The following is a 23451-nucleotide window of genomic DNA, read 5'->3' on the forward strand; positions in this document are numbered from 1 at the left end:
GCGGCATGGACGCCATCCTCGTCGTCAACGCCGGCTCGTCGAGCCTGAAGTTCCAGATCTTCGGCGTCCGCGCCGGCGCGCTCGAGCGCCGGGTCCGCGGGCAGGTCGACGGGATCGGGGTGCGCCCGCGGCTGCGCGCCGCCGACGCCGCCGGCGTCGTGCTGATCGACCGCGCCCAGGCGCCGGCCGAGATCCCCGACCTCCCCGCGGCGATCGGGGCGACGCGCGAATGGCTCGCGAGCCTCGGCGGCTTCGAGCTGCAAGCGATAGGCCACCGCGTCGTGCACGGCGGCCCCGACTTCGACCGGCCGGTGCGGATCGACGAGGCCATCCTCGAGCGGCTGGCGCGGTTCCAGACCCTCGCGCCGCTGCACCAGCCGAACAACCTCGCGCCGATCCGGCTCGCGATGGAGATCGCGCCCGAGGTCCCGCAGGTCGCCTGCTTCGACACCGCCTTCCACCGCGGCCATGCCGACTACACCGACTGCTACGCGATCCCCCGCGCGCTCTACGACGAGGGCGTGCGCCGCTACGGCTTCCACGGCCTCAGCTACGAATACGTCGCCGAGCGCCTGCGCGAGGTCGCCCCCGAGGTCGCCGACGGCCGGGTGATCGTCGCCCATCTCGGCAGCGGCGCCTCGATGTGCGCGCTGGCGCAGGGGCGCAGCGTCGAGAGCACGATGGGCTTCACCGCCCTCGACGGCCTGCCGATGGGGACGCGCCCCGGCCAGCTCGACCCCGGCGTGGTGCTGCACCTCATCGAGGAGAAGGGGATGGCGCCGGCCGAGGTCACCCGGCTCCTCTACAACGCCTCCGGCCTCAAGGGCCTCTCCGGCGTCTCCAACGACATGCGCGACCTCCTCGCCAGCGACGCGCCCGGCGCCGCCTTCGCCATCGAGCATTTCACCCATCGCTGCGGCCTCCTCGCCGGGCAGCTCGCCGCGGCGCTGCAGGGCCTCGACGCCTTCGTCTTCACCGCCGGGATCGGCGAGCATTCGCCCGAGATCCGCGCCCGCATCGCCGGCCGGCTCGGCTGGCTCGGGGCGACCCTCGACGCGGCCGCGAACGAGGCCGGCGCGCTCCGCATCTCGACCCCGGAGAGCCGGGTCGCGCTCCTCGTCGTGCCGACCGACGAGGAGCTGATGATCGCCCGCCACACCCTGGCGCTGGTCGGCTGAGTCACGAGGAGACGCGAATGTCGATTCCCGCCGCCAAGGCGAAGTTCCTCGACGGCAAGCGCGGGCTGGTCGTCGGCATCGCCAACGACAGCTCGATCGCCTGGGGCTGCGCCCGGGCGTTCCGCGCCTTCGGCGCCGAGCTCGCCGTCACCTATCTCAACGACCGGGCGAAGCCCCATGTCGAGCCGCTGGCCCGCGAGGTCGAGGCCCCGATCTTCCTGCCGATGGACGTGATGGCCGAGGGCCAGCTCGAGGCGGTGTTCGAGCGCATCCGCGCCGAGTGGGGCCGGCTCGACTTCGTGGTCCACTCGATCGCCTTCTCGACGAAGGAGGCCCTCGGCGGCCGCGTCACTGACTGCCCGCGCGACGGCTTCGCCACGACGATGGACGTCTCGGTCTGGTCCTTCCTGCGCATGGCCCATCTCGCCGAGCCGCTGATGACGGAGGGCGGCGCGCTCTTCACCATGACCTACTACGGCTCCGAGAAGGTGGTGGAGAACTACAACATCATGGGCGTCGCCAAGGCCGCCCTCGAATCCGCCGTGCGCTACGTCGCCGCCGAGCTCGGCCCCAAGGGCATCCGCGTCCACGCCATCTCCCCCGGGCCGCTGGCCACCCGCGCCGCCTCTGGCATCCCCGAGTTCGACGAGCTGCTCGAGAAGGCCAAGGTGAAATCCCCGGCGCGCGCCCTCGTCGACATCGACGACGTCGGCGCCGCCTGCGCCTTCCTCGCCCACGACGCCGCCCGCCTGATCACCGGCCAGACCCTCTACATCGACGGCGGATACAACATCATCGACTGAGCCCGTCTCCGGGTCGCCTCGGACGGCCGCCGCGCCCGACCTTCCGCGTCGGCGTCGGCGGCTGCGCCCGGCGACACCGGGTTCGCGAGCGGCAAGGCCGGCCCCGCGGCGGCGCCCGCCGGGAGACATGCGCATGTCTCCCGGCCCGACGCGGAGCGGCCGGGCGGGGACGGCGGAACCTCGACCCCTGTCCCGCTGTGGGACATTTTCTCCGGCGGCTCGCCCGGCCCACACTGCACGACGATGGAGAGGAAGCCCGGCCCGAGGCTGGCCGCGACGCCGACGCCAGACGGATTTGACCCGCGGCAAATCCGTCCGCGATCGCCCCTGCGGGGGGCGAGCGCGTTGCCGCGCTCGCCGGGGCGATCACGGACGGATGGCGCGCTTCCGGAGAAATCGGCGCCCCTCACGGCTTCCGCGCCAACGCGCTCCAGCCGTCGGCGCGGCGAAAGCCGTGCTTTCGCCTGTCGCGCCGGGCCTCGCGGGCAAGCCCGCTTCGGTCGGTCGGCGCTCGCGCGCGCCCCCCGTGGATCCAGCAGAGCAGACAGGTGTCGTGCAGTGTGCGCCCGGCCTCACAGCGCGACGCCCTCCCTCTCCGTGACCGCCTCGCCGTCGACGGTGACGCGGTACCCCTCGCCCTCGCGGCGAACCTCGATCCGCCGCAGCCTGCCCCCGATCCGCAGGCGCAGGTCGTATCCCGGCCAGTCGCCCGGCAGCGCCGGCCGGACATGCAGCCGGTCGCCCCGCCGGGTCACCCCGAGGATCGCCTCCACCGCCGTGCGGTACATCCACCCCGAGGACCCCGTGTACCACGTCCACCCCCCGCGGCCGCGCTTCTCGCCGACCGAGTAGATGTCCGCCGCCACCACATAGGGCTCCACCCGATAGGTCTCCGCGGACGCCGGATCGCTCGAATGCCCGATCGGGTTCAGCATCGAGAACAGCCGATACGCCTCATCCGCCCGCCCGAGCCGCGCGAGCGCATAGACCACCCACGTCGCCGCATGGGTGTACTGCCCGCCATTCTCCCGCACCCCGGGCGGATAGCCCTTGATATAGCCCGGGTCCCGCGGCGTGTGCGCGAAGGGCGGCGTGAACAGCCGCACCAGCCGCGCCTCGCGGTCCACCAGCACGTCCAGCACCCGGTCGAGCGCCCGGTTCGCGCGATCCGCCGGCCCCTGCCCCGACAGCACCGCCCAGGACTGCGCGATCGAGTCGAGCCGGCACTCGTCGCTCTCGACCGACCCGAGCGGCGCCCCGTCGTCGTAGTACCCCCGCCGATACGCCTCCCCGTCCCAGCCCGCCGTCTCGATCGCCGCCCGCAGCGCCTCCAGATGCCCGCGGTAGCGCCCCGCCCGCTCCGCCTCGCCCCGCGCCTCGGCGACCGGCGCGAACCCGTCGAGGGCCGCCGCGAGGAACCAGCTCAGCCAGACGCTCTCCCCCCGCCCCTCGACCCCGACCCGGTCCATCCCGTCGTTCCAGTCGCCCCCGAGGATCAGGCTCAGCCCGTTCGCCCCGGTCCGCGCCACCGCAAGGTCGAGCGCGCGCGCGCAGTGCTCGTAGAGCGACCCCGTCTCGTCCGATACGTCCGGCGCGAAGAAGGCGTCATGCTGCCCGGGCGCCAGCTCCGCCCCGCGGAGGAAGCGCAGCGGCGTGTCGAGGATCCCGCTCTCCCCCGTCGTCGCGACATAGAGCAGCACCGCATAGGCGAGCCACACCACGTCGTCCGAGATCATCGTCCGCACCCCCGCGCCGGTCGCCGGCAACCACCAGTGCTGGACGTCGCCCTCCTCGAACTGCCGACCCGCCGCATTGAGGATCTGCGCGCGCGCCAGCCCCGGATCATGCAGCATCAGCGCCAGCGAATCCTGGAGCTGGTCGCGGAACCCGAACGCCCCGCTCGCCTGATAGAACGCCGATCGCGCCCGCAACCGGCAGGCCAGCGTCTGGTAGGGCAGCCAGGCGTTCACCATCAGGTCGAACGCCGGATCCGGCGTCTCCACCTGCAGCACGTCGAGGAAGTCGCCCCACCCCGCCCGGACATCGGCCAGCACCCCCTCGAAGTCCCTCCGGACGGCAAGCCCCCGCGCCTCCGCCTCGCCCGCGGCGTCGCCCAGCGTGAACACGAGCTCCGCCGTCTCCCCGGGCCCCAGCGCCACGTCCGCCGCGATGGCCGCGCACGGATCCCCCGTCGCGGCAAGTTCCCCCGACAGCGCCCTCGCCGCCATCGCCGCCTCCGGTCGGCGCGTCGATCCGTCCCCGACGAACTCCGCGCGGCTCGCCGTGAACGTGGTCGCCGCGGCGTCGCAGTGAAAGACCGCCGCCCGGCCGCGATACTCGATCCCGTAGGTGTTGCGGGCGACCAGCGCGCCGGTCGCGGGATCGCGCGTGGTGACCACGAACGGCGCCGTCCGCTCCCGGCTGTTGCCGAGCACCCACTCGACATAGCCATAGACCCGCAACCGCCGCGCCACCGCGCCACGGTTGACGATCCGCAGACGCGACAGCTTCACCGGGTCGGCGGCATGCACCGTCTGGGTCAGCCGGATCTCCAGCCCGTCGTCCTCGCAGCGGAACTCCGAGTAGCCCATGCCGTGGCGCGTCTCGAACACCGCCCCGGAATGCGTCGCCATCGCCGAGAACGGCGTCGCCACCGCGCCGCTGTCCCGGTCGACGACGAAGAACCCCTCCCCCGGCGCATCGACGACGGCGTCGTTGCTCCACGGCGTGAGCTGGTAGTCCCGGGAGTTGACGCTCCAGGTGAACCCCCCGCCCTCGGCCGCGACATGAAAGCCGAAGGCGCCGTTCGAGACCACGTTGATCCACGGCTGCGGCGTCGGCCGGTCCGCCGCCCGGCGCAGCACGTACTCGCGGCCGTCCGCGTCGAAGCCCCCGAACCCGTTCCAGCGCACGAGGTCTCCCGACGCCGCCGGCCCCGCCGCAACCAGGCGCCGCACCGGGCCGCGCGGCGCCGGCCGCGGCGCCACCGGGGCGGCCGCCTGCGCCGCAATGGCCTCGGCGCGCTCGATCTGGGTGGAGAGCTTGCCGTTTCGCGCATGGAAGGCGACGCGCGCCGCGGCGACGAGCGCCGCATAGGTGGCCGGGTCCATCAGGTCGCGGCGCAAAGCGAAGATATGCTCCGGCGGCCCGCCATGGCTCAACGCCCGCAGCCGGGCGTTCTCGGACATCGATTCCAGCGCGTTCTGCAGATCCTGCGAATACGAGGTCGCGTGCTCGTTCATCAGCACCAGGTCGGCGTGCAGGCCGCGCGCGCGGAAATACTGCTGCGCCCGCAGCGCCTTTCGGGCGATCGGCAGGTCCGCCTCCGCGTCGATGCGCAGCAGGAAGATCGGGAAGTCCCCCGAGATGCCGAGCGACCACAGCGCCGATTGCGGCGCGGCGGCGCCCGGCGGCATCTCGGCGCGCAGCGCGGCGTCCGGATAGATCAGATAGCGCGCGAGCTTCTGGAACACCGAGGATTCCTCGGCGCCCATGCCGAAATGGTATTGCTGGATCTGCGAGCGCGTCCAGCTCTGCATGGCGGCGTGCTCGAAGGCCTCCGGGTGGGCGAGGTAGGCGATCGCCGCATCGACCTCGGCGCGCCTCGGGGCGGCGATGGTCCAGAAGATCACCGTCGTCGACTTGCCCGCCGGAACGCGGACCCGCCGCCGCAGGCTCAGGATCGGGTCCAGCGTGAACCCGTCGGCGCCGCTCAGCCTTGCGCCGCGGTCGAACGCGGCCGCCGCGGCGAGCGTGCGGCCGCGCCCGATGAAGGCGCGCCGGTCGGTCTCCGCCTCTATCTCGCCCTCGGCCGCGTCGCCGGCGACGATGATGTGGGCGACGCTCATGTCCGGCTCGCCCGGCCCGCGCGGCCGGCGCTCGACATGGATCATGCCGGCGGCCGCATCGACCTCGGTCCTGAGGAACATCTTGGCGAAGGCGGGATGCGCCGCGTCGGCCTCGGCGCGGTAGAGCACCGGCTCGGCGTAGGAGGTGACCTCGATCACGCGGTCCCGCGGCCCGTCATTGGTCAGCGTCAGCCGCCTGCCCTCGGCGTCGTGCTCGCTCGCGACCACCACCTCCACCAGCGAGCGCAGGCGGCCGACCTGCTTGTGGAACTCGACCTTGCTGTCGGAGAGCACGGTGCGCGCGACCTCGCCCTCGGCCTGGCGGGGCTCCGCCGTCGTCGACCACCAGTCTCCGGTCTGCACGTCGCGCAGGAAGACGAAGGACCCCCAGCGGTCCTCGGTCGGATCGGGCCGCCAGCGCGTCACCGCGAGGCCGTTCCAGTTCGCCCGGCCCGAGCCGACCGCGGTCAGGATCAGCGCATAATGCCCGTTCGACAGCAGCGCCGTGGCGCGGTCGGCGCGCAGGGGATCGTCGATCACCCGGAGATCGGTCGTCTCCTCCTCGCCGCGATGCGTCACCGGCGTGGCGCTGTCGCGCGAGACCAGCGCCGGCACGCTGCGCGGGGCCCTCTCCTGAAGCAGCAGTTCGGCGGCCTCGATCACCGGATCGCTGTGGAACCGGTCGCGCGGCAGGCCGCAGAACGCCACGTTGGCCACGGCGAGGATCGACATCCCGACATGGTGGGCCATGTAGTTGCGCACGATCGCATGGTCGGCCCCCTTGGGCAGCCGCGCCGGCGTGAAGTCGACCGACTCGTAGTAGCCGAACTCCCCGAGCGCGCCGAGCCCGCGCAGCGTCGCGAGGTTGCGCAGCGCCGCGGCGGGGTCGATCTGGGCCGCGAGCAGCGTGGCGTAGGGCGCGATCACGAGGTCGCGCCCCAGCCCGCGCTTCAGCCCGAGCGCCGGCACGCCGAAGTTGCGGTACTGGTAGGTCATCTCGGGATCGCGGGCGTTGAGCCCCGCCTCGGAGATCCCCCACGGAACGCCGCGCAGGCGGCCATACCCGATCTGGCAGCGCACGATCAGCCGGTTGGTCTGGTTGAGGATGCCGCCCTGCCGCTCCTGCATGACGAGCGGCGCCATCAGGTACTCGAACATCGACCCCGACCAGCTGAGCAGCGCGCCCCGCGCGTCGATCGTGGTCAGCGGCCGGCCGAGATGGAACCAGTGCTCCGTCGGCAGGTCGCCCTTGGCGATGCCGAAGAAGCTCGTCAGCCGCGCCTCGGAGGCGAGCAGGTCGTAGCAGTTCTCGTCGAGCTGCCCCGGGTCGGCGCGGTAGCCGATCGAGAGCAGCTGCCGGCGCTCGTTCAGCAGGAAGCCGAACTGCATCGAGAAGGCGAGGCCGCGCGCCACGTCGCGGAGGTTCGCCAGCCGCCGGCTCAGGTCGGTGGCCGCCTCCGCCTCCAGCGTAGCGTCGGCGAAGCTCGCCTCGCAGGTCTGCCGCAGCCGCCCGGCCCAGCGCACCACCGAGCGGGTCCGCTCCGACCCGAGCTCGCGGTCGTATTCCCGCGCCAGCTTGTCGAACTCGTTCGCCAGCATCGAGAGGTTGAGGATGCGCGCCGAGGGGAACTCCGCCTGCTCGTCCAGCGCGCGCAGCGAGCGGTCGAGGTCGGCGAGGCATTCCTCCAGCCGCCGGCGCAGCGGCCGGTGGGCGCGCCGCTCGTTCGGGACGCTCGCCAGTTCCTCGGTCAGTACGCCGATCACGTCGCCGATCCCGGCCGGGTCGGAGAGCAGCGTCGCGAAGGTCGCCTCCGCCCAGTCGCGGCAGGCGGCGCTGAGGCAGATCAGGTGCCCCGCGAGGTTGCCGCTGTCGACCGTCGAGACGTAGCGCGGCTCCAGCGCCATGGCCCGGCGGGTGTCGTACCAGTTGTAGAGATGGCCGTTGTGCTTCGGCAGGGCCTGCACCGCGGCGAGCGTGTCCTCCAGCCGCGACACGGTGGCGGCGAGCCCGATCCAGCCGAAGTCGCGCGCCGAGACCACCGACAGCAGGTAGCAGCCGATGTTGGTGGGCGAGGTGCGGCCGGCGACGACGGGATGCGGGATCTCCTGGAAATTGTCCGGCGGCAGCCAGTGGTGCTCCGCCGTCACGAACTCCTCGTAGTAGGCCCAGCTCCGCCGGGCGACGCGGCGCAGCGCCGCGACCTCCTCCGGGCTGACGCGCAGCAGGTCCTCCGTCTCCGCCGTCCGGCTCACGTACCAGGCGATCGCCGGCGCGGCGATCCAGAGGCCGCCGAACAGCACCGCGACCCCGACCGCGCCACCGGTCGCCCAGGCGAGCAGGATCCCGCCCGCGCCGATCCCGATCGACGGGGCCATGGCGCGGGCGTAGTCGAGCGGGGCGCCGCGCCCCTGCGCCGCGACGCGCGCCGCGCTGCGCCATTGCAGCAGATGCCGCCGGCTCGCCAGCATCCGGTAGAGCGTGCGCAGGATCGCGTCGGCCATCAGCGCCGCGCTGTCGGCCATGAACGCGAGCTGCAACCCGCCCTGCGCGAGCGCCGAGGCGGCGTCGCGCGACCAGCCGAAGACCTCCGCCTTCAGCACCACGTCGCCGCCGAGCGGCCGGAGCTGGCGCAGCAGCCCGAGGATCGGCGCGACGAAGAGGCTCAGCACCAGCGCCGCCTGCCACCCCACCGCAACCCCCGGCGAGAGCAGCGCCCAGCCGAGCGCCGAGGCCGCCACCCAAGCGATCGGCGCCAGCGAGCGCCGCAGGTTGTCGAGCATCTTCCAGCGGCCGAGATTGGTCACGCCGTGGAAGAACAGGAACGGCGCGAGCTGCCAGTCGCCCCGCGCCCAGCGATGCTGCCGCGACGCCTCGACCTCGTAGCGGACCGGAAAGTCCTCGACCACCTCGACGTCCGTCACCAGCGCGGCGCGCGCCAGCGTCCCCTCCAGGAGGTCGTGGCTGAGGATCGCGTTGTCGGGAAGGACCCCGCCCAGCACCTGCTCGAAGGCGTCGACGTCGAACAGGCCCTTGCCGGTGAAGCTCCCCTCGCCGGTCAGATCCTGATAGACGTCCGACACGGTGAACACGTAAGGGTCAAGCCCCCGGTTCGCCGAGAAGATGCGCTGGAACGCCGAGGCTTCGGCCCCCGCGGTCAGCGACGGCGTGACCCGCGGCTGCAGGATCGCATAGCCCTCGACCACCCGCCCGGCGCGCTCGTCCACCACCGGGCGGTTCATCGGATGCGCGAGCTTGCCGACGAGCTTCGTCACCGCATCGCGGGTCAGCCGCGTGTCGGCGTCGAGCGTCATCACGTAGCGGATGCCCTCGGGCAGCGGCACGTCGGGCGGCAGGAAGGTGGTGTGCTCGATCTCGCCGCGCAGCGCGTCGCAGAGCTCGAGGAGCTTGCCGCGCTTGCGCTCCCAGCCCATCCACGCGCCCTCCGCCTCGTTGAGCAGCCGGCGGCGATGCAGCAGGAAGAACCGTGTCCTGCCGTCATAGGCGTAGAGCTCGGCCAGCCGCGCGATCTCGGCGCGGGCGTGGTCCAGCAGCTCGTCGTCGCGCCCGTCGCGCGCGGCAGGAGCATCGGGCCAGTCGCTGAGCAGCGCGAAGCAGAGCTCGCCCCGTGTCTGCGACAGGTAATGCACCTCCAGCGCCCGGGTCAGGTCGTCGATGGTGTCGTGGGAGTCGAGCAGGCAGGGGATGACCACCAGCGTCCGGCATTCCGCCGGCACCCCGTCCTCGAAGGCGAAGCCGACCAGCCGCGACGGCCGGACGATGGCGGTGACCACGCTGTTGAACACCGCCACCGCCGCCTCGCTCGCCGGCAGCGCCGCGAGCAGCGTCAGCAGGACGGCGACCCCGGGCGCCACGCCGGCGGCCTGCAACGCCAGGAGCAGCGCCGCCAGCAGGGCGAGCGTCAGGCCAACGACCGGGACGGCGATCCCCACCCAGCCCAGCCGCCGCCAGGCCCGGGCGAGCCGGACCCGCACCGGCAGCCGGCAGCCGAGCGCCGCCTCGAGCTCGGGCCGGCGCGCCCCCACCAGCGTCTCGCCGACATCGGCGCCGGCGGCCCCGGCCATGTCGAGCGCCCGCCCCGCGACGGCCTCCTCCTCGCCCGAGGACCAGCGCGCCAGCTGCTCGACGGCGCCGCGGTACTGGTCCTGCGAGGTGAAGTCGAGCGCGTCGAAGTTCGACCCCGCGCGCAGCACCGCATCGACGCGGGCCAGCGAGACGAACCACTCCTTCCAGTCGATGTCGTCGATGGCGCGCAGGCTGCGGATGATGTTGCCGATGCGGGCGTTGCCGGCCGACATGCGGTTCTGCTCGACGATCTGCACCTCGTCGGCGTCGCTCTCGCGCGCCTCCAGTCGCGCCTCGATCCAGGCGATCGCGTCAGCGGCGCCCTCGTCGCTCAGACGGTAGAGGAGCTGGCTGGCGAAGGTGTTGTTGTCCGCCTCGGCCTCCGACGCCCGGAGCAGCGCCAGCCGCGCCTCCGGAGACGGCGCGGCCAGCAGCTTGTCCGCGACGGCGTTGGCCCGGTCGCGCATCTCCCGGGCCCGGTCGATCCGGCGCGCCAGCCGCGCAAGGTCGTCGAGCAGCACGAAGCGCAGGAGCGACGGCACCGACCACAGCTCGCCGATCCGCAGTCCCTGCCGCTGCTGGGAGCCCTCCACCAGCGCGGTCAGCCGCTCCGCGGTCACCTCGCAGCGCGAATGCGAGACATAGACCCAGGCGAGCGCCAGCGCGCGCGGCACGAGGCCGCCGTCGCGAACCGGGATGACCGGCAGGCTGCGGAAGTAGCGGCGGGGCAGGTCGCGCTTCACCTGCCGCGCCGTCTCCTCGACGCGGTAGAAGTTGTCGATCAGCCACTCCGCCGCGGGGGTGATCAGCTCGCCCGCCTCGGCGCTGCGCAGCGTCGCGAGGTAGGCGTCGGAGATGGCCGCGATGTTCTCGTTGCGGCGCGCCTCGAACTGCATGGCGGAAAAGCCCGGCAGCGTGGCCGGCTCCTCCTCCGCGAGTTGCGCGCCCCGCTCCCGGAGCTCTTCCTCGGACAGGTAGTCGGCGTCGATGGCGGCGTATTCCTCCGCCGTGAACCCGTCGACGATCGGTCGGATGAACACGCGGCGCGACCTTTCACACCGGCTCCCTCTCGCCGTCCCGGACCGGAATACGGTCCGCCCGACGCGCGGCAGCCACCCCGGACGAAGCAGTTGCAACACAACCTAGGCTGGCGATCGGCCGCTTCAACGCGCCGCGGCAGAAGCGCGGGCGACAGGCCGGGCGCAGGCGCGGGCCGCAGCCCGTCCTGAAACGCGTCGGGCGCGCGCGGGGGTCACCCGCGCGCGCCCGACTTTCTCAATCCGCTCGCGCGGTTACTGCGCGATGCAGGTGTCGACGTTCTTCGGCGTGCAGACGTCGAGGCCGGTATAGGTCGGATCCTCCGGCGCGGCGCCGCCCTCGGCCATCTGCTCGAAGGCGAGCATCACCTTGTAGCCCATCTCGAAGGGCCGCTGGCCGACCTGGCCGGCCGAGAAGCCTTCCTTCATCTGGTCGATCTGGATCGGCAGGGTGTCGGCGACGACGAGCGCCAGCGAGCCGTCGGCGATCTTGCCCTTGTAGGGCTCGACGGCGGCGCGGTTGGCGTCCGGGATGAACTGCGGGAATCCGCCCGTCGGCGTGAACGCGTCGACGTCCGGGTTCGCGGCCATGAAGTCCTCGAACTGCTGCACCGACTTCGGGAAGTCGTCGTCGGTGTAGAGCGGGCAGCCCTGCGCCTCGGTCCAGCCGTTCTCGCCGGCCAGCGCCTCGCCCGGCGAGGTCGTGCCGGTCTTGCCGCCGAGCGTGTCGCGGATGCCCTGCATGCGCTCGTTGTGGTTGGCCGCCGCCGCGCCGCCCGACTGGATGCAGATCGTGCCGCCGTTCGGCTTGATCTCCTGCACGAGCTTGGCGATGTTCACGCCGATGTCGTAGTTGTGCGTGCCGATATAGGCGACGCGCAGGTCCTGGTTCTCCGGCAGCAGGTCCGAGTCCCAGGTGATGACCGGGATCCCGGCGTCCTTGGCCGCCTGCAGCGCCACCGCCATGGCGGCCGCGTTCGCCGGCGAGACGCCGATGCCCTTCACGTCGCCGCGGGCGACGAGGTCCTGCACGATCTGCACCTGCTCGTCGCCGCCGCCGTGCTCGCCGGGGCCGATGTACTCGCACTTGAACTTGCCGCCGGACTCCGCCTCGGCCTTCATGCAGCCGTCGCGGGCCTGGTCGAAGAACGGGTTGTTCATGTTCTTCGGCACGAGCGCGAAGATGTTCTGCGCCATCGCCGCCGACCCGAAGGTCGCCGCGGAGAGCACGATGGCCGAGGTCGCAAGCAGTCGTTTCAAGGTCTTCCTCCCAGGTTGACGCCGCGGTTTCGCCCGCGGCGGGTTATCTAGCCGCCCTTGCGGAACATGGAGCGCAGCAGCGCCGTGAGGCTGAAGCCGCGGGTCTCCATGCCGATCAGGACCGCGAGAATGATGAAGGCGCCGACGAACGCGCCCTGCCAGTTCGAGTCGATCCCCGCCATCAGCAGCGCGTTGCGGATCACCTCGAGGAGCGCCGAGCCGACGATGGCGCCATAGGCGGTGCCGACGCCGCCCATCAGGTTCGCCCCGCCGATAACCGTCGCGGCGATGACGCGCAGCTCATAGCTCTGCCCGAGCGCGTTGATCGCCGATCCGGCGTAGCCGAGGATCAGCAGCGAGGCCACCGAGGCGCAGAACGCCGAGAACACATAGGTCTGGAACTTGATCCGGTCGACGTTGACGCCGGTCATCCGCGCCGCCTGCTCGTTGCCGCCGATGGCGAAGAGATGCTTGCCCCAGGGCTTGTAGATGAAGACGTAGCCGACGATCAGCGCCAGCAGGACCATCACCCAGAAATGCGACGAGAACGCCGGGATCCAGTGCGGAAAGATGCTGTCGGGATGGCCGGACGGGAACTTCGCCTGCCCGATCGCCTTCACGATCGGCGCGTCCGGCCCGAACTTGTAGAGCATCTGGTTGCCGGAGAACACCACCGCGAGCGAGCGGGCGATCGACATCATGCCGAGCGTCACCACGAAGGACGACATGCCGACATAGGCCACGAAGAAGCCGTTGACCGCGCCGCAGGCGAGGCCGGCGACCATGCCCATGGCGAACGCGACGTACCACGGGTATTCCCAGGTCAGGAACAGCCCCGCGACGATGGCGACGAGCCCCATGATCGAGCCGACCGACAGGTCGATGCCCCCGGTGACGATCACGCAGGTCATCCCCAGCGCCATGATCCCGAACGGCGCGAAGTTCCGGGTGATGTTGGAGATGTTCTGCGCCGTCATGAACGAGGGCTGGTAGAGCCCGATCACCACCGACAGCGCGATGAGCGCCAGCGTCACCCAGAACGCCTGGCTGGCGAAGAGCTTCTGGCGCAGCGTGCGCTCGGAGATGCCGGTGACGTCGGAGATGCGCGCGTGATCGGCGGAGGTCCGTGCGGTCTCAGGCGGCATGGATCGCTCCCGTGATCAGGCCGGTGATCTCCTCCGGCGTCGTCTCGACGGTGCGCTTGTCGGCGACCTTCTTGCCGCGCCGCAGGACAATGATGCGATCGCAGATCTCGAAGACGTCCGGCATGCGGTGGCTGATCAGGACCACCGCGACGCCCTGCGACTTCATCCGCCGGATGAGCGCCAGCACCTCGGCGACCTGCCGCACCGAGATCGCCGCCGTCGGCTCGTCCATCAGCACGAGCTTCGCGTTCGAGAGCCGCGTCCGCGCGATCGCCACCGCCTGCCGCTGCCCGCCCGACATCTTGCGCACGAGATCGCGCGGCCGCGTCTCCGACTTCAGCTCCTCGAAGAGCTGCGCCGAGCGGTCGATCATGGCCTGCTTGTCGAGCGTGTCGAAGGGCCAGGCGCCCTTGCGCAGCTCCCGCCCGAGAAAGACGTTCTCCGCCGCCGTCAGGTTGTCGCAGAGCGCGAGGTCCTGATAGACGATCTCGATCCCCTTCTCCCGCGCCTCGACCGGCCGGGCGAAGGTGACGGGGGCGCCGTCGATGGCGATCTCCCCCGAGGTGGGCGGGAAGTTGCCGGCGATGATCTTCATCAGCGTCGACTTGCCGGCGCCGTTGTCGCCCATGAGCCCCACGGCCTCGCCGTGGTCCACCCGCATGTCGACGCCGTTCAGCGCGTGAATCGCGCCGAAGCTCTTGGTCACGCCGTGCAGCTGCAGCACCGGCATCGCATCCTCCCTCGGGCCGGTCGCGTCTGTCGCGCGCTGGGCCCTGGCGGCCATTTCTGCCATGCGGCCGGCCGCCAAATCAAGCCGCATGGCGCGCAAAGGTTTCCGCGCGACGGAAAACCCCGCCGCCCCGTCAGAAGCAGAGCATCTCCGCCTCCGCCTGCGCCCGGCGCAGCTCCGCGGTGATCTCGCGCACCACCGGCGCGCCGCCGCGGAACATCGCCCCGCGCTCGCCCGGGGCGAGCCGCATCCGGAGCACCGTCTCCGCCTCCACGTAGTCGTCGTAGGAGACGATCCCGGCGATCTGGTCGATCGAGCAGGAGCAACGCGTCAGCGCGTCCTGGGTCTGCCCGTTCGTCGCCATGCAGGCGAAGACGTACTCCGCCCGCGCCGAGGTCGGATAGTCGTTGACCGCCGGCGCCACGGGAACCGTCTGCGCCGCCGCCCCCCCGGCGAGCGCCGCCATCAGCGCGCCGAAAGGCCCGAGACCACGAAGCCGCATCTCACTCCTCCGCCACCAGCGTCATCCGCTCATGATATCCGCCCTCGCCGTCCGCGGTATCGGCGGAAAGCTCGAGGATACGCGCCGGATCGGCGGGATCGAAGCGCAGCCGGATCACGAGATCGGCAAAGGGCCCCATCCGGCCGCGGTTCGGGTTGCCGGCGAAGGGCGCCAGCTCGACCTCCCGCACCGCCCCGTCCGCCGCGCCGAGATCGGCGGCGACCAGCGCCTCGCGGATGCGGTTGCGGATGTAGAACGGGCTGCCGCCGGTCGCCTCGGCCATCGCCCGCACGTTGTTCTCGAGGAAATAGAGCAGGAACGGGTTGGCCGTGCCGGGGCCGAACGTGCCGACCGGCTGCGCCGCCCCGTCGCCCGTCTCACGCACCAGCCGCAGCTCGTCCGGGCTCACGACCTCGAGCCGGATCCGCCCGTCCGCGACGTCCGTCACCGTCATGCCCTCGGCCTCGGGCACGTCGCGCGTCTCGGCATAGACCACGGCGCTTCCCACCTCGGCGCCGGCGAAGAGCCGCGGGGCCATCAGCAGGTCGCTCAGCGCCGCGGCCCCCGCTGGCGCGGCGGCGAGGCAGGCCAGGGCCAGCACAGCATGTCTCATTCCACATCCTTCATCGTCAGCTGGAAGCCCCGCCCGCGCAGGGTGCGCAGCGTGAGCCCGTAATCCGCCAGCGCCCCGAGCTTGCGCCGCAGGTAGCCGACATAGACGTCGACCACGTTCTCCGTGGCGCCGCCGTGCGGGGCCCAGAGCGCATCGAAGATCTCGCCCCGCGTCGCCACCTCGCCGCCCCGCGCGATCAGCCAGGCGAGCAGCTCGCCCTCCCGCTCGGTCAGCGGCACCGGCCGCGGCCCCCCCGTCACCATCCGCGTCGCCGGGTCGTAGACCAGCCCCGCGAGCCGCATCGGCTCCTGCCGCGGCGCGGCGCGGCGGAGCTGCACCTCCAGCCGCGCGAGCAGCTCCGAGAGCTGGAAGGGCTTCACCACGTAGTCCTGCGCCCCGGCGTCCAGCCCCTCGGCGCGGTCCTCGACCCGCGCCAGCGCGCTCAGCATCAGCGCCGGGGCCCGGAAGCCGCGCCGCCGCATCTCGGCGAGCGTCGCGGCCCCGCTCTCCGCCCCGAGCATCATGTCGACGATCGCCGCGTCGACGCCGCCCGCGCCGGCCCGCGCAAGCGCCGCCTCGCCGGTCTCCGCCCAGTCGACGTCATAGCCGGCGGCCCCGAGGCCGCGGCGCAGGAGCGACGCGATGTCGGGATCGTCCTCGACCACCAGCACGCAGACCATCCTCAGGCCGCCTCCGTCCCCGCGAGCGGCAGCGTCATCACGAGCCGCAGCCCGCCCGCCGCCGGCGCCTCCGCCCGGAGGTCGCCGCCGTGAGCCTCGACCACCCACCGGGCGAGCGCAAGCCCCACGCCGAACCCCGGCGCCGCCGCGCCCTCCCCGCGCGCGAAGCGGTCGAACGCCGCCCCGAGCCGCGCCGCCGGCATCCCCGGCCCGTCGTCCGCGATCTCGACCACCGCGCGCCCGCCCCCGGCGCGCCCGGCGATCGTCACCGTCGCGCCGCGCCCCGCGTACTTGGTGGCGTTCTCGAGGATCCCGCCGATCACCTGCCGCAGCCATTCCGCGTCGCCCGTCACCGGCAGCTCCGGCATCTCCGCCCGCCGCGCCGTCACCCCCGCCCGCGCCAGGAGCGGCGCCGCATCGGCCAGCGCCGCGTCCGCCGCCACGGCGAGGTCGAGCGCCGCGCGCTCCAGCTCCAGCTGCCCGCTCTCGGACCGCGCCACCCGCAGCAGGTCCTCGATCCGCCGCGTCAGCCGCAGCGCCCGGCCGCGGATGGTGGCGAAGCTCGCCTGCAACGCCGGGTCGGAATGGCGCGCCCCGAGCTCCGCCTCGCCGAGGATGACGGTCAGCGGCGTGCGCAGCTCGTGGCCGACGTCCGCGAAGAACCGCCGCCGCTCGGCGTCGGCGCGCGAGAGCCGCAGGTTCGCCCGGCTCAGCTCCGCCGTGCGCTCCGCCACCGTGGCGTTGAGCCGCGCCCGGTCGCGCGCGACCCGCGCCGCCGCCAGCCGGACCCGCGCCAGCAGCAGGCCGAGCTCGTCATGCCCGCGCAGCCCCGGCGCGCCGGCGGCGAGCGCCTCGGCCGCCGCGGTCGCCGAGGTCAGCCGCCGGAACAGCGGCCGCAGCGTCCAGAGCCACAACCCCGCCAGCGCCAGCGGCGCGGCGAGCCCGACGGCGATGGCGAGCCGGTGCAGCCGGCGGCGCAGCACGTCCATCGCCGCCATCGCCTCGTCGCGGCGGCGGGTCTCCTGCCCCGCCTGCGCCGCGGCGAGCGCCGGCACCTGCGCGGCGTTGTAGGCCGCCATGTCCCATTCCGGGCTACCCGGCCGCTTGCCGGCGAGCTGCTCCTCCAGCCGGTCGACCAGCGCCCGGATCCGCGCCGGGGTCACCGCGCCGCGCACCCGCATCTCCGCCTCGGTCTCGCTGGGCGCCGCCGCCACGTCGGACGCGACCAGCGCCTCGATCGCCTCGATCGCCGCGCGCAGCTGCGACGGGTCGGGCGTCGGGCCGTTCGGCGCGAGCCAGCCGAGCATCCACTCGTTCATCCGCGACGACAGCGCGCCATAGGCCTCGATCCGCCGCTGCGCCGCCAGCGCCTCGGCGGCGAGCGCCTGCGTCCGCGCGAGGCCATAAACCGCCAGCCCCGCCCCGGCGACGGCGAGCGCGGCGAGCGCCAGCGCGCCCAGCATCAGCCGCGCGCGGAGCCCCGCGCGGCAGCGCGCGCCGCCTCCGCCCCAAAGGCGCCGCACCGCCTCAGGCCCCGCCGCGACGCCGCTCGCGGGACGCCGGAGCCGCGGCCGCCGGCGGCGCGCCGAGCAGCGCGGCGAGCGCCCGGCGCAGCTCGCCCTCGCCCACCGGCTTCTCGAGCAGCGGCGCGCCGAACGGCGCGGCCAGCGCCCGGATCTCCGGCCCGCCCTCGGCGCTCACCACCAGCGCCGGCGCCGCCCGCCCCAGCCGGCGCCGCACCGCCTCGATCGCCTGCACCCCGGTCTCCTCGCCGTCGAGGCGAAAGTCGGTCAGCACCACGTCGGGCTCCCAGCCTGCGGCGACCACGGCGCGCGCCTCGGCGATGCTGCCCGCGTCCGCCACCTCCATCCCCCAGCTCCCGAGCAGCATCCCGAAGGCCTCGCGCATCCCCCGGTCGTTCTCGACGATCAGCGCCCGCCGCCCCGCCAGCGCATCCGCCCCCGCCGCCGCCCCGCCGGCGGGGACGCTCTCCTCCGGCGCGAGGCAGACCCCGCGCATCAGCGGCAGCCGCACCCGGAACCGCGACCCCCGCCCCACCGCGCTCACCAGCGCCACCTCGTGCCCGAGCTGCTGGCAGGCCCGCCGCACGATCGAGAGCCCGAGCCCGCTCCCCGGCGCGTCGGTCCGCGACAGCCGCTCGAACTCGTTGAAGATGCGGTCGTGATCCGCCGGCCCGATCCCCGGGCCTCCGTCCTGCACCGTCAGCCACGCCCCCGGACCGTCCCGCTTCAGCCCGACCACCACCTTCGGCCCGGTCGAGTACTTCAGCGCGTTGATGATCAGGTTCTGCGCGATCTGCCGCAGCAGCACCGGGTCGCTCAGCACCGTCTCCGTCGACGGCACGAAGCGCAGGTCGATCCCCCGCGCCGCCGCCAGCGGCTGCAGGTCGATCGCCAGCCGCTGGAACAGCCGGCTGATCGCCACCGGCCCGGGATTGGCCTCGAACGCCGCGCTGTCCAGCCGCGCAATGTCCAGCAAGGCCCGGATCAGCTCCTCCGCGCTCTCGAAGCTCGCGATCACCCGCCCGATGAGATCCGCCTGCACCGTATCGCCCGCCAGATCCTCGAGCTGCCCCAGGAACAGCCGCCCCGCGCTCAGCGGCTGCAACAGGTCGTGGCTCGCCGCCCGCAGGAACCGCGACTTCGCCCGGTTCGCCTCGTCCGCCGTCTCCCGCGCCGCCGCAAGCTCCGCGTTCCGCGCGCCCAGCTCCGCCAGCGCCCGCTCCAGATCGGCGTTCCGCTCGACGATCTCGCGCTCCAGCATCGCCGCCGTCCGCGTCAGCGACCACGACGAGCCGCGCACGTCGTCCATGCGCTCCAGCCGCTGGATCAGCGCGTCGTTGATCCGCGTCAGCTTCTCGATCCGCCGCGCCTCGTCGTCAGTCGCCCGCAGCATGGATCCCGCCCGGCTCCAGGAAGGCGAGCCCCACGAAGGTCTGGTTGACGTGCAGCCCGCCATGCTGCTCGCCATAGGTGTTGAACCCCGCCACCCGGTGCTGCCGGTAGATCCGCCCCACCGCCTGCCCGAGCCCCGCCTGCTCCAGCGCGATCCGCCGCAGCACGCAGTCGAAGCCGAGGATCAGCGCCGCCGGCCCCAGCCCCGCCATCCGCGCCTCCAGCCCCTCCGTCATGCTGCCGGCGCGCCCCAGCGTCATCGTCGTCCCGGTCTCCACCGAGGACATCAGGCTCAGCCCCCGCTCCGGCGTCACCGCCTGGATCGCCCGCACCGCATGCCGCCCGCCCATCCGCGTCAGCAAGGGATGCGCCGCGAACGCCCGCGGCCCCAGCTCCGCCTCCGCCACCCCGATCAGCCGCGCATACTCCTCCGCCGCCGGCTCGGCGTTGATCGTCAGGATCACCCGCTCCTCGGGCAGCGCCTCCGTCACCACCATCCGCCCGCTCGCCGGGGTGAAATGGTCGAACACCACCTCCTCGACCGGAAAGGCGCTGGCCACGAGGCAGAAGATCGCGCTCTCGGCATGGCTCTCGCCGTCGAGCGCCAGATGCGTCCGCCCGAACCTCAGCCCGTCCCCCGCCGAGCCCCCGAGCACCGGCAGGTCGCCGAGCGCCGCATCGACCGTCGCCGCCACCACCTCCTCGCGCCGCGACAGCCCGTCGATCATCAGCAGCCCGAACCGCGACCACCCCGGCGCCACCGGCCCGAACCCGCCCGCCATCTTCCTCAGCGCCCGGATCCAGTCGAGCGCCATGTGCTGGCGCAGGTCGCGCAGCCACACCGCCTCGGCGCGGAACGACGCCGCCGGAAAGGCGATCGCCACCACCCGGTCGTCGCGATAGCCCCCGAACGCGAAGCCGCCCGCCGACGAGCACCCCAGCACCCGCGCCCCCGGCCCCAGCGCCTCGCGCAACTCCCCGGTGATCTGCGCCAGCGTCGCGCCCTCGGCGACGAAGACCAGCACCAGAGCCGGCGCCACGCCCCCCAGCGCCGCGCGCAGCTCCGCCGCCGCGGCCCGCGGCTCGCCCGGCACCGACACCACCCGCGGGCGCAGCCGCGGGCCCGACAGCTCCCGCGCCCGCGCAGCCACGGCCCGCCGCCCGCTCAGTGCGTGAACAGGCGGGCCTTGCTGGCGAGCAGCGCCGCCTGGGTCCGGTTCCGCACGTTGATCTTGGTCATGATGGCGGCGATGTGGGTCTTCACCGTCGCCTCGGCGATCGAGAGCTCGTAGGAGATGATCTTGTTCGGCCGCCCCTGGCAGATCAGCCGCAGGATCTTCATCTGCTGCGGCGTCAGCGAGGCGAAGCCGCGCGCCAGCGCCGCCGCCTCGCCGGCCCCGGCCGCCTCGACCTCGACCCCCTCCGGCACCACCGTCTCGCCCGCCCAGATCCGCCCGAAGGCGTCGATCATCTTGGCCCGCGGCAACAGCTTGCCGACATAGCCGCTCGCCCCCGCGCCCATCGCCGCCGAGACCACCTCGGGCTCCAGATCCGCCGAGATCACCGCGATCGGCGCGGCGCCGACCGCCCGCCGCAGCGCGATAACCCCGGCCACGCCCTCGGCGTCCGGCAGGTTGAGGTCGAGCACCACCGCATCCGGCGCGCCCTCGTCATGCACGCTGGCGAGCGCGGCGGCGATGCTCGACGCCACGCGCACCTTGCGCAGGCCGAAGGCGAAGGCGACCGTCGCGGAGAGCGCGTCGCACATCAGCGGATGATCGTCGACGACCAGAACGTCGGCGACCGCGTCGTCCTCTCCCTGGGTCAAGTCGCCGGCGACGGCTCGGACGGGACCATGTTCCAAGACTTCGCTCCCTTATGGCGGCAGGATTCTGCGCCTGCGCTGCTGGAAGGGATACTAGTGCGTCGGGCGGGGGATTCCCACGCCTTTTTCCTCACGATCTTCTTACGATCGCCCGCGCTCCGTCCCGGCGGAGCGGCAAGGTCCTTCCTCGAAAGCGCCGTTGGGAGACGTGCGCAGGTCTCCCGGCTCGACCTGCCGATCCCGCCAGTCCAACGAAATCATACTGCACGACACGAGGGGGGCGCACCCTCATGACCAATCGCCCGCGATGCTTGACGAGCTCGGACAGATGCGAGCGAGCGACATCTCGGCCATGCTTGTTTGCGCGCAAATATATTTTGAAATATATTTGCAAATATTTTGAATATAAACGGTGAAAATCATTGCATAATCATCAGCGCCGCATTTCGCGGCGCCGTTCGACTCACTTCGAACTGGCGCCTTCTCCGCCCCAACCGCTCCGCGTCGAGCAGGTTGACATGCGCCTGTCAACCTGCAGGAGCCGTCGCGAGGCGAGACGGCGCCGCTCCTCGACCACTTGCCGACCTCACTCCGCCTTCGGCAGCAGCGCCTCCACCGCCCGCCCCAGCGCGAAGGCGCGCTGCTCGAGGATCACCGGGGTCTCGCAGACATAGGTCAGCGACTGCTGGCGGTCCTGGAAGATGCGCATCGACCAGTCGAGATCCTTCTCCACCGCGTCCATCCGGTCGAAGTCCTTCGGCTCCGCCGCCTCCAGCGCCGTGAACTGACGCCGCAGATCCTCGATCCGCGTCTCCAGCCCCTCCTGCTTGTGCGCGTAGCGGGTGATCCCGTCCATCACCCGGTCGCGCGCCAGGTTGATGTGCTCGAAGGTCGCGACGAAGAGCGCCGTCAGCGCCCCGGCGTCGTGGTCCGCGGCGAAGGCGGCGATCTCCGCCTCCGCCGTCTCCAGCGGCGTGCGCCGCAGCGCCAGCGCCTGCGCCAGCTTCTGCACCTCGGGGCTCGCCGCCAGCTCCGTCACCGCCGCGTCCGGGACCGGCCCGCCCCAGACCTGCGCCAGCGACAGATGCGGCTGGCGGCGCTGGATGCACGGCCAGTCCGGGTCGGGCGGCCCCGCCGCCCAGGCCGGGGCGGCGACGAGAAGGCCGAGAAGCGTGGCGCGGATCATGCCTTTCCTCCCATCCGGCCTCGCCAGAGGCCCTTGGCCGGATCATACATGAAGATCGTCCCCCCGAAGAAGACGAGGGTGCAGCCGAGCGTCACCGCGAACGCGAGCGGATTGAACTGGCCGTAGAGCGCGAAGCGGATCAGCTCCACCGCATGGCTGAACGGGTTCGCCGCGCAGATGTCGTGGAGCAGCACGCTCGAATCCCGCATCCGCCACAGCGGATAGAGCGCCGTCGAGGCGAAGAACATCGGGAAGATCACGAAGTTCATCACCCCGGCGAAGTTCTCGAGCTGCCGGATCGCCGACGAGATCAGCAGCCCGAGCGAGCCGAGCATGATCCCGGCGAGGATCAGCGCCGGCAGCACGGTGACATAGCCGAGGAGCGGCGCCTCCACCCCCCAGAACCAGGCGATCAGCAGAAACGCATAGACCTGGAGCACCGAGACGAGCACGTTGGCGACGAGCTTCGAGCCGAGCAGGAACCAGCGCGGATAAGGGCTGACCAGCAGCGTCCGCATCGCCCCGGTCTCGCGGTCGTAGACCATCGAGAGCGACGACTGCATCCCGGAGAAGAGCAGGATCATCCCCGCGAGCCCCGGCGTCACGTAGACCTCGTAGAGCACATAGGTCTGGTAGGGCGGCGTGATCGACAGCCCCAGCACCGAGCGGAACCCGGCGGCGAAGATGAAGAGCCAGACGAGCGGCCGCACCAGCGCCGCGAGGAACCGCTCGCGCTGGTTGGCGAAGCGCAGCGCCTCGCGCCGGGTGATCCCCGCGAACGCCGTGCCCCAGCCCGGCCTCATCCCGCCGCCGCCTCCATGTCCTCGCCCGTCATCGCGAGGAAGCGCCCGGCCAGCGTCTCGCCGCCGGCGACCTCCGCGGCGGTGCCGACGGCGAGCACCGCGCCCTTGTGCAGGATCACCACCTCGTCGCCGGCCTCGACCTCGTCGAAGACATGCGTCGCCCAGAGCGTCGAGACGCCCTCCTCGGCGATCAGCCGCCGCACCAGCGCCTGCACCTCGGCCCGCGACCGCAGGTCGAGCCCGGCCGTCGCCTCGTCGAGCAGCAGAAGCTCCGGCCCGTGCAGCAGCGCCCGCGCGATCTCCGCCCGCCGCTGCTGCCCGCCCGAGAGCGCGTTCGCCTTCAGCCCGCCCCGGTCGGCGAGCCCGACGAGCCGCAGCACCTCGGCGATGCGCGCCTTCGCCGCCCGCCCGCCGATCCCGTGCAGCGCCGAATGATAGGTCAGGTTCTGCCCCAGCGTCAGGTCCCCGTCGAGCGCCCGGCTCTGGAACACGACCCCGAGCCGCGCCAGCGCCTCGCCCGGCTGGCGGCGCGCGTCGAACCCCGCCACCTCGATCCGCCCCGAGGTCGAGTCGTAGAGCCGGGTGATCAGCGAGAAGAGCGTGGTCTTGCCCGCGCCGTTCACCCCCAGCAGCGCCGCGAAGGCGCCGCGCGGCACCGTGAAGCTCACGTCGCGCAGCGCCTCGACCCGGCCGAAGCGGTGGCTCACCCCCTCGACGGCCAGCGCCGGGGCGTCGCTCACCGGCGCCGTCCGTCAACGGGAGATGAAAAAGCGGCAAGCCGGATTCCAGCCGGATTCCAGCCGCGTTCCAGCCCGGATTCTCCGAGCCTTCCCGGCCGGTTC

Annotated in this window: 16 protein-coding genes; 2 read left to right on the top strand and 14 right to left on the bottom strand. The window is 72.6% G+C overall.

Annotated features, from left to right (window positions below):
• The first annotated feature begins 5 nt into the window (after window positions 1-5).
• Both KBB57_RS06205 and fabI read left to right on the top strand, forming a co-directional pair.
• A complete protein-coding gene (locus KBB57_RS06205) occupies window positions 6-1178 on the top strand; it encodes an acetate/propionate family kinase (RefSeq protein ID WP_290747673.1) in 1173 nt (390 codons plus the stop codon).
• Between the two features lie 17 nt (window positions 1179-1195).
• Complete coding sequence (gene fabI / locus KBB57_RS06210; RefSeq protein ID WP_290747674.1) at window positions 1196-1981, top strand: enoyl-ACP reductase FabI; 786 nt, start codon at window positions 1196-1198, stop codon at window positions 1979-1981.
• A gap of 572 nt (window positions 1982-2553) precedes the next feature.
• Here fabI and KBB57_RS06215 read toward each other — a convergent pair.
• From KBB57_RS06215 to KBB57_RS06280, 14 genes are all read right to left on the bottom strand, one after another.
• Window positions 2554-10953: a glucoamylase family protein gene (locus tag KBB57_RS06215; protein WP_290747675.1), complete on the bottom strand. Its 8400-nt coding sequence runs from the start codon at window positions 10951-10953 to the stop codon at window positions 2554-2556.
• Between the two features lie 252 nt (window positions 10954-11205).
• A complete protein-coding gene (locus tag KBB57_RS06220; protein WP_290747676.1) occupies window positions 11206-12210 on the bottom strand; it encodes a substrate-binding domain-containing protein in 1005 nt (334 codons plus the stop codon).
• A 47-nt stretch (window positions 12211-12257) separates the two neighbouring features.
• Window positions 12258-13355, bottom strand: coding sequence for an ABC transporter permease (locus KBB57_RS06225; RefSeq protein WP_290747677.1), 1098 nt, complete (start codon window positions 13353-13355; stop codon window positions 12258-12260).
• Entirely contained in the window at window positions 13345-14085 is a 741-nt protein-coding gene (locus tag KBB57_RS06230; RefSeq protein WP_290747678.1) for an ATP-binding cassette domain-containing protein, read from the bottom strand. Before KBB57_RS06230 ends, KBB57_RS06225 begins: the two co-directional genes overlap by 11 nt.
• A 133-nt stretch (window positions 14086-14218) precedes the next feature.
• Window positions 14219-14551 (bottom strand): hypothetical protein, encoded by a 333-nt coding sequence (locus tag KBB57_RS06235; protein WP_290747734.1) that lies wholly within the window; start codon window positions 14549-14551, stop codon window positions 14219-14221.
• A gap of 37 nt (window positions 14552-14588) precedes the next feature.
• Window positions 14589-15200, bottom strand: coding sequence for a hypothetical protein (locus KBB57_RS06240; protein WP_290747679.1), 612 nt, complete (start codon window positions 15198-15200; stop codon window positions 14589-14591).
• Window positions 15197-15880, bottom strand: coding sequence for a response regulator transcription factor (locus tag KBB57_RS06245; RefSeq protein ID WP_290747680.1), 684 nt, complete (start codon window positions 15878-15880; stop codon window positions 15197-15199). The genes KBB57_RS06240 and KBB57_RS06245 overlap by 4 nt, the downstream gene beginning before the upstream one ends.
• Before the next feature lie 2 nt (window positions 15881-15882).
• On the bottom strand, window positions 15883-17343 hold the full coding sequence (locus tag KBB57_RS06250; protein ID WP_290747681.1) for a sensor histidine kinase KdpD: 1461 nt from the start codon (window positions 17341-17343) through the stop codon (window positions 15883-15885).
• 64 nt (window positions 17344-17407) lie between these two features.
• Window positions 17408-18796, bottom strand: a complete 1389-nt coding sequence (locus tag KBB57_RS06255) for a hybrid sensor histidine kinase/response regulator (protein ID WP_290747682.1) — start codon at window positions 18794-18796, stop codon at window positions 17408-17410.
• Window positions 18780-19946: an FIST N-terminal domain-containing protein gene (locus KBB57_RS06260; protein ID WP_290747683.1), complete on the bottom strand. Its 1167-nt coding sequence runs from the start codon at window positions 19944-19946 to the stop codon at window positions 18780-18782. Before KBB57_RS06260 ends, KBB57_RS06255 begins: the two co-directional genes overlap by 17 nt.
• A gap of 14 nt (window positions 19947-19960) precedes the next feature.
• A complete protein-coding gene (locus KBB57_RS06265) occupies window positions 19961-20659 on the bottom strand; it encodes a response regulator transcription factor (RefSeq protein WP_290747684.1) in 699 nt (232 codons plus the stop codon).
• 547 nt (window positions 20660-21206) lie between these two features.
• Window positions 21207-21806 (bottom strand): hypothetical protein, encoded by a 600-nt coding sequence (locus tag KBB57_RS06270; protein WP_290747685.1) that lies wholly within the window; start codon window positions 21804-21806, stop codon window positions 21207-21209.
• Window positions 21803-22609 carry an ABC transporter permease gene (locus KBB57_RS06275; protein WP_290747686.1) on the bottom strand — a complete coding sequence of 269 codons (807 nt, stop codon included), beginning with the start codon at window positions 22607-22609 and terminating at the stop codon, window positions 21803-21805. The genes KBB57_RS06270 and KBB57_RS06275 overlap by 4 nt, the downstream gene beginning before the upstream one ends.
• The gene (locus KBB57_RS06280; RefSeq protein ID WP_290747687.1) at window positions 22606-23349 is read right to left on the bottom strand and encodes an ATP-binding cassette domain-containing protein; all 744 of its coding nucleotides are present in this window, start codon (window positions 23347-23349) and stop codon (window positions 22606-22608) included. The genes KBB57_RS06275 and KBB57_RS06280 overlap by 4 nt, the downstream gene beginning before the upstream one ends.
• Window positions 23350-23451 lie beyond the last annotated feature (102 nt).

This window comes from Amaricoccus sp. (assembly GCF_017993425.1).
GTDB lineage: Bacteria > Pseudomonadota > Alphaproteobacteria > Rhodobacterales > Rhodobacteraceae > Amaricoccus.

Coding starts and splice junctions, on each gene's coding strand:
- KBB57_RS06205 (WP_290747673.1), top strand. CDS start 6: ATGGACGCCATCCTCGTCGTCAACGCCGGCTCGTCGAGCCTGAAGTTC.
- fabI (WP_290747674.1), top strand. CDS start 1,196: ATGTCGATTCCCGCCGCCAAGGCGAAGTTCCTCGACGGCAAGCGCGGG.
- KBB57_RS06225 (WP_290747677.1), bottom strand. CDS start 13,355: ATGCCGCCTGAGACCGCACGGACCTCCGCCGATCACGCGCGCATCTCC.
- KBB57_RS06230 (WP_290747678.1), bottom strand. CDS start 14,085: ATGCCGGTGCTGCAGCTGCACGGCGTGACCAAGAGCTTCGGCGCGATT.
- KBB57_RS06235 (WP_290747734.1), bottom strand. CDS start 14,551: ATGGCGGCGCTCGCCGGGGGGGCGGCGGCGCAGACGGTTCCCGTGGCG.
- KBB57_RS06240 (WP_290747679.1), bottom strand. CDS start 15,200: ATGAGACATGCTGTGCTGGCCCTGGCCTGCCTCGCCGCCGCGCCAGCG.
- KBB57_RS06245 (WP_290747680.1), bottom strand. CDS start 15,880: ATGGTCTGCGTGCTGGTGGTCGAGGACGATCCCGACATCGCGTCGCTC.
- KBB57_RS06250 (WP_290747681.1), bottom strand. CDS start 17,343: ATGCTGGGCGCGCTGGCGCTCGCCGCGCTCGCCGTCGCCGGGGCGGGG.
- KBB57_RS06255 (WP_290747682.1), bottom strand. CDS start 18,796: ATGCTGCGGGCGACTGACGACGAGGCGCGGCGGATCGAGAAGCTGACG.
- KBB57_RS06270 (WP_290747685.1), bottom strand. CDS start 21,806: ATGATCCGCGCCACGCTTCTCGGCCTTCTCGTCGCCGCCCCGGCCTGG.
- KBB57_RS06275 (WP_290747686.1), bottom strand. CDS start 22,609: ATGAGGCCGGGCTGGGGCACGGCGTTCGCGGGGATCACCCGGCGCGAG.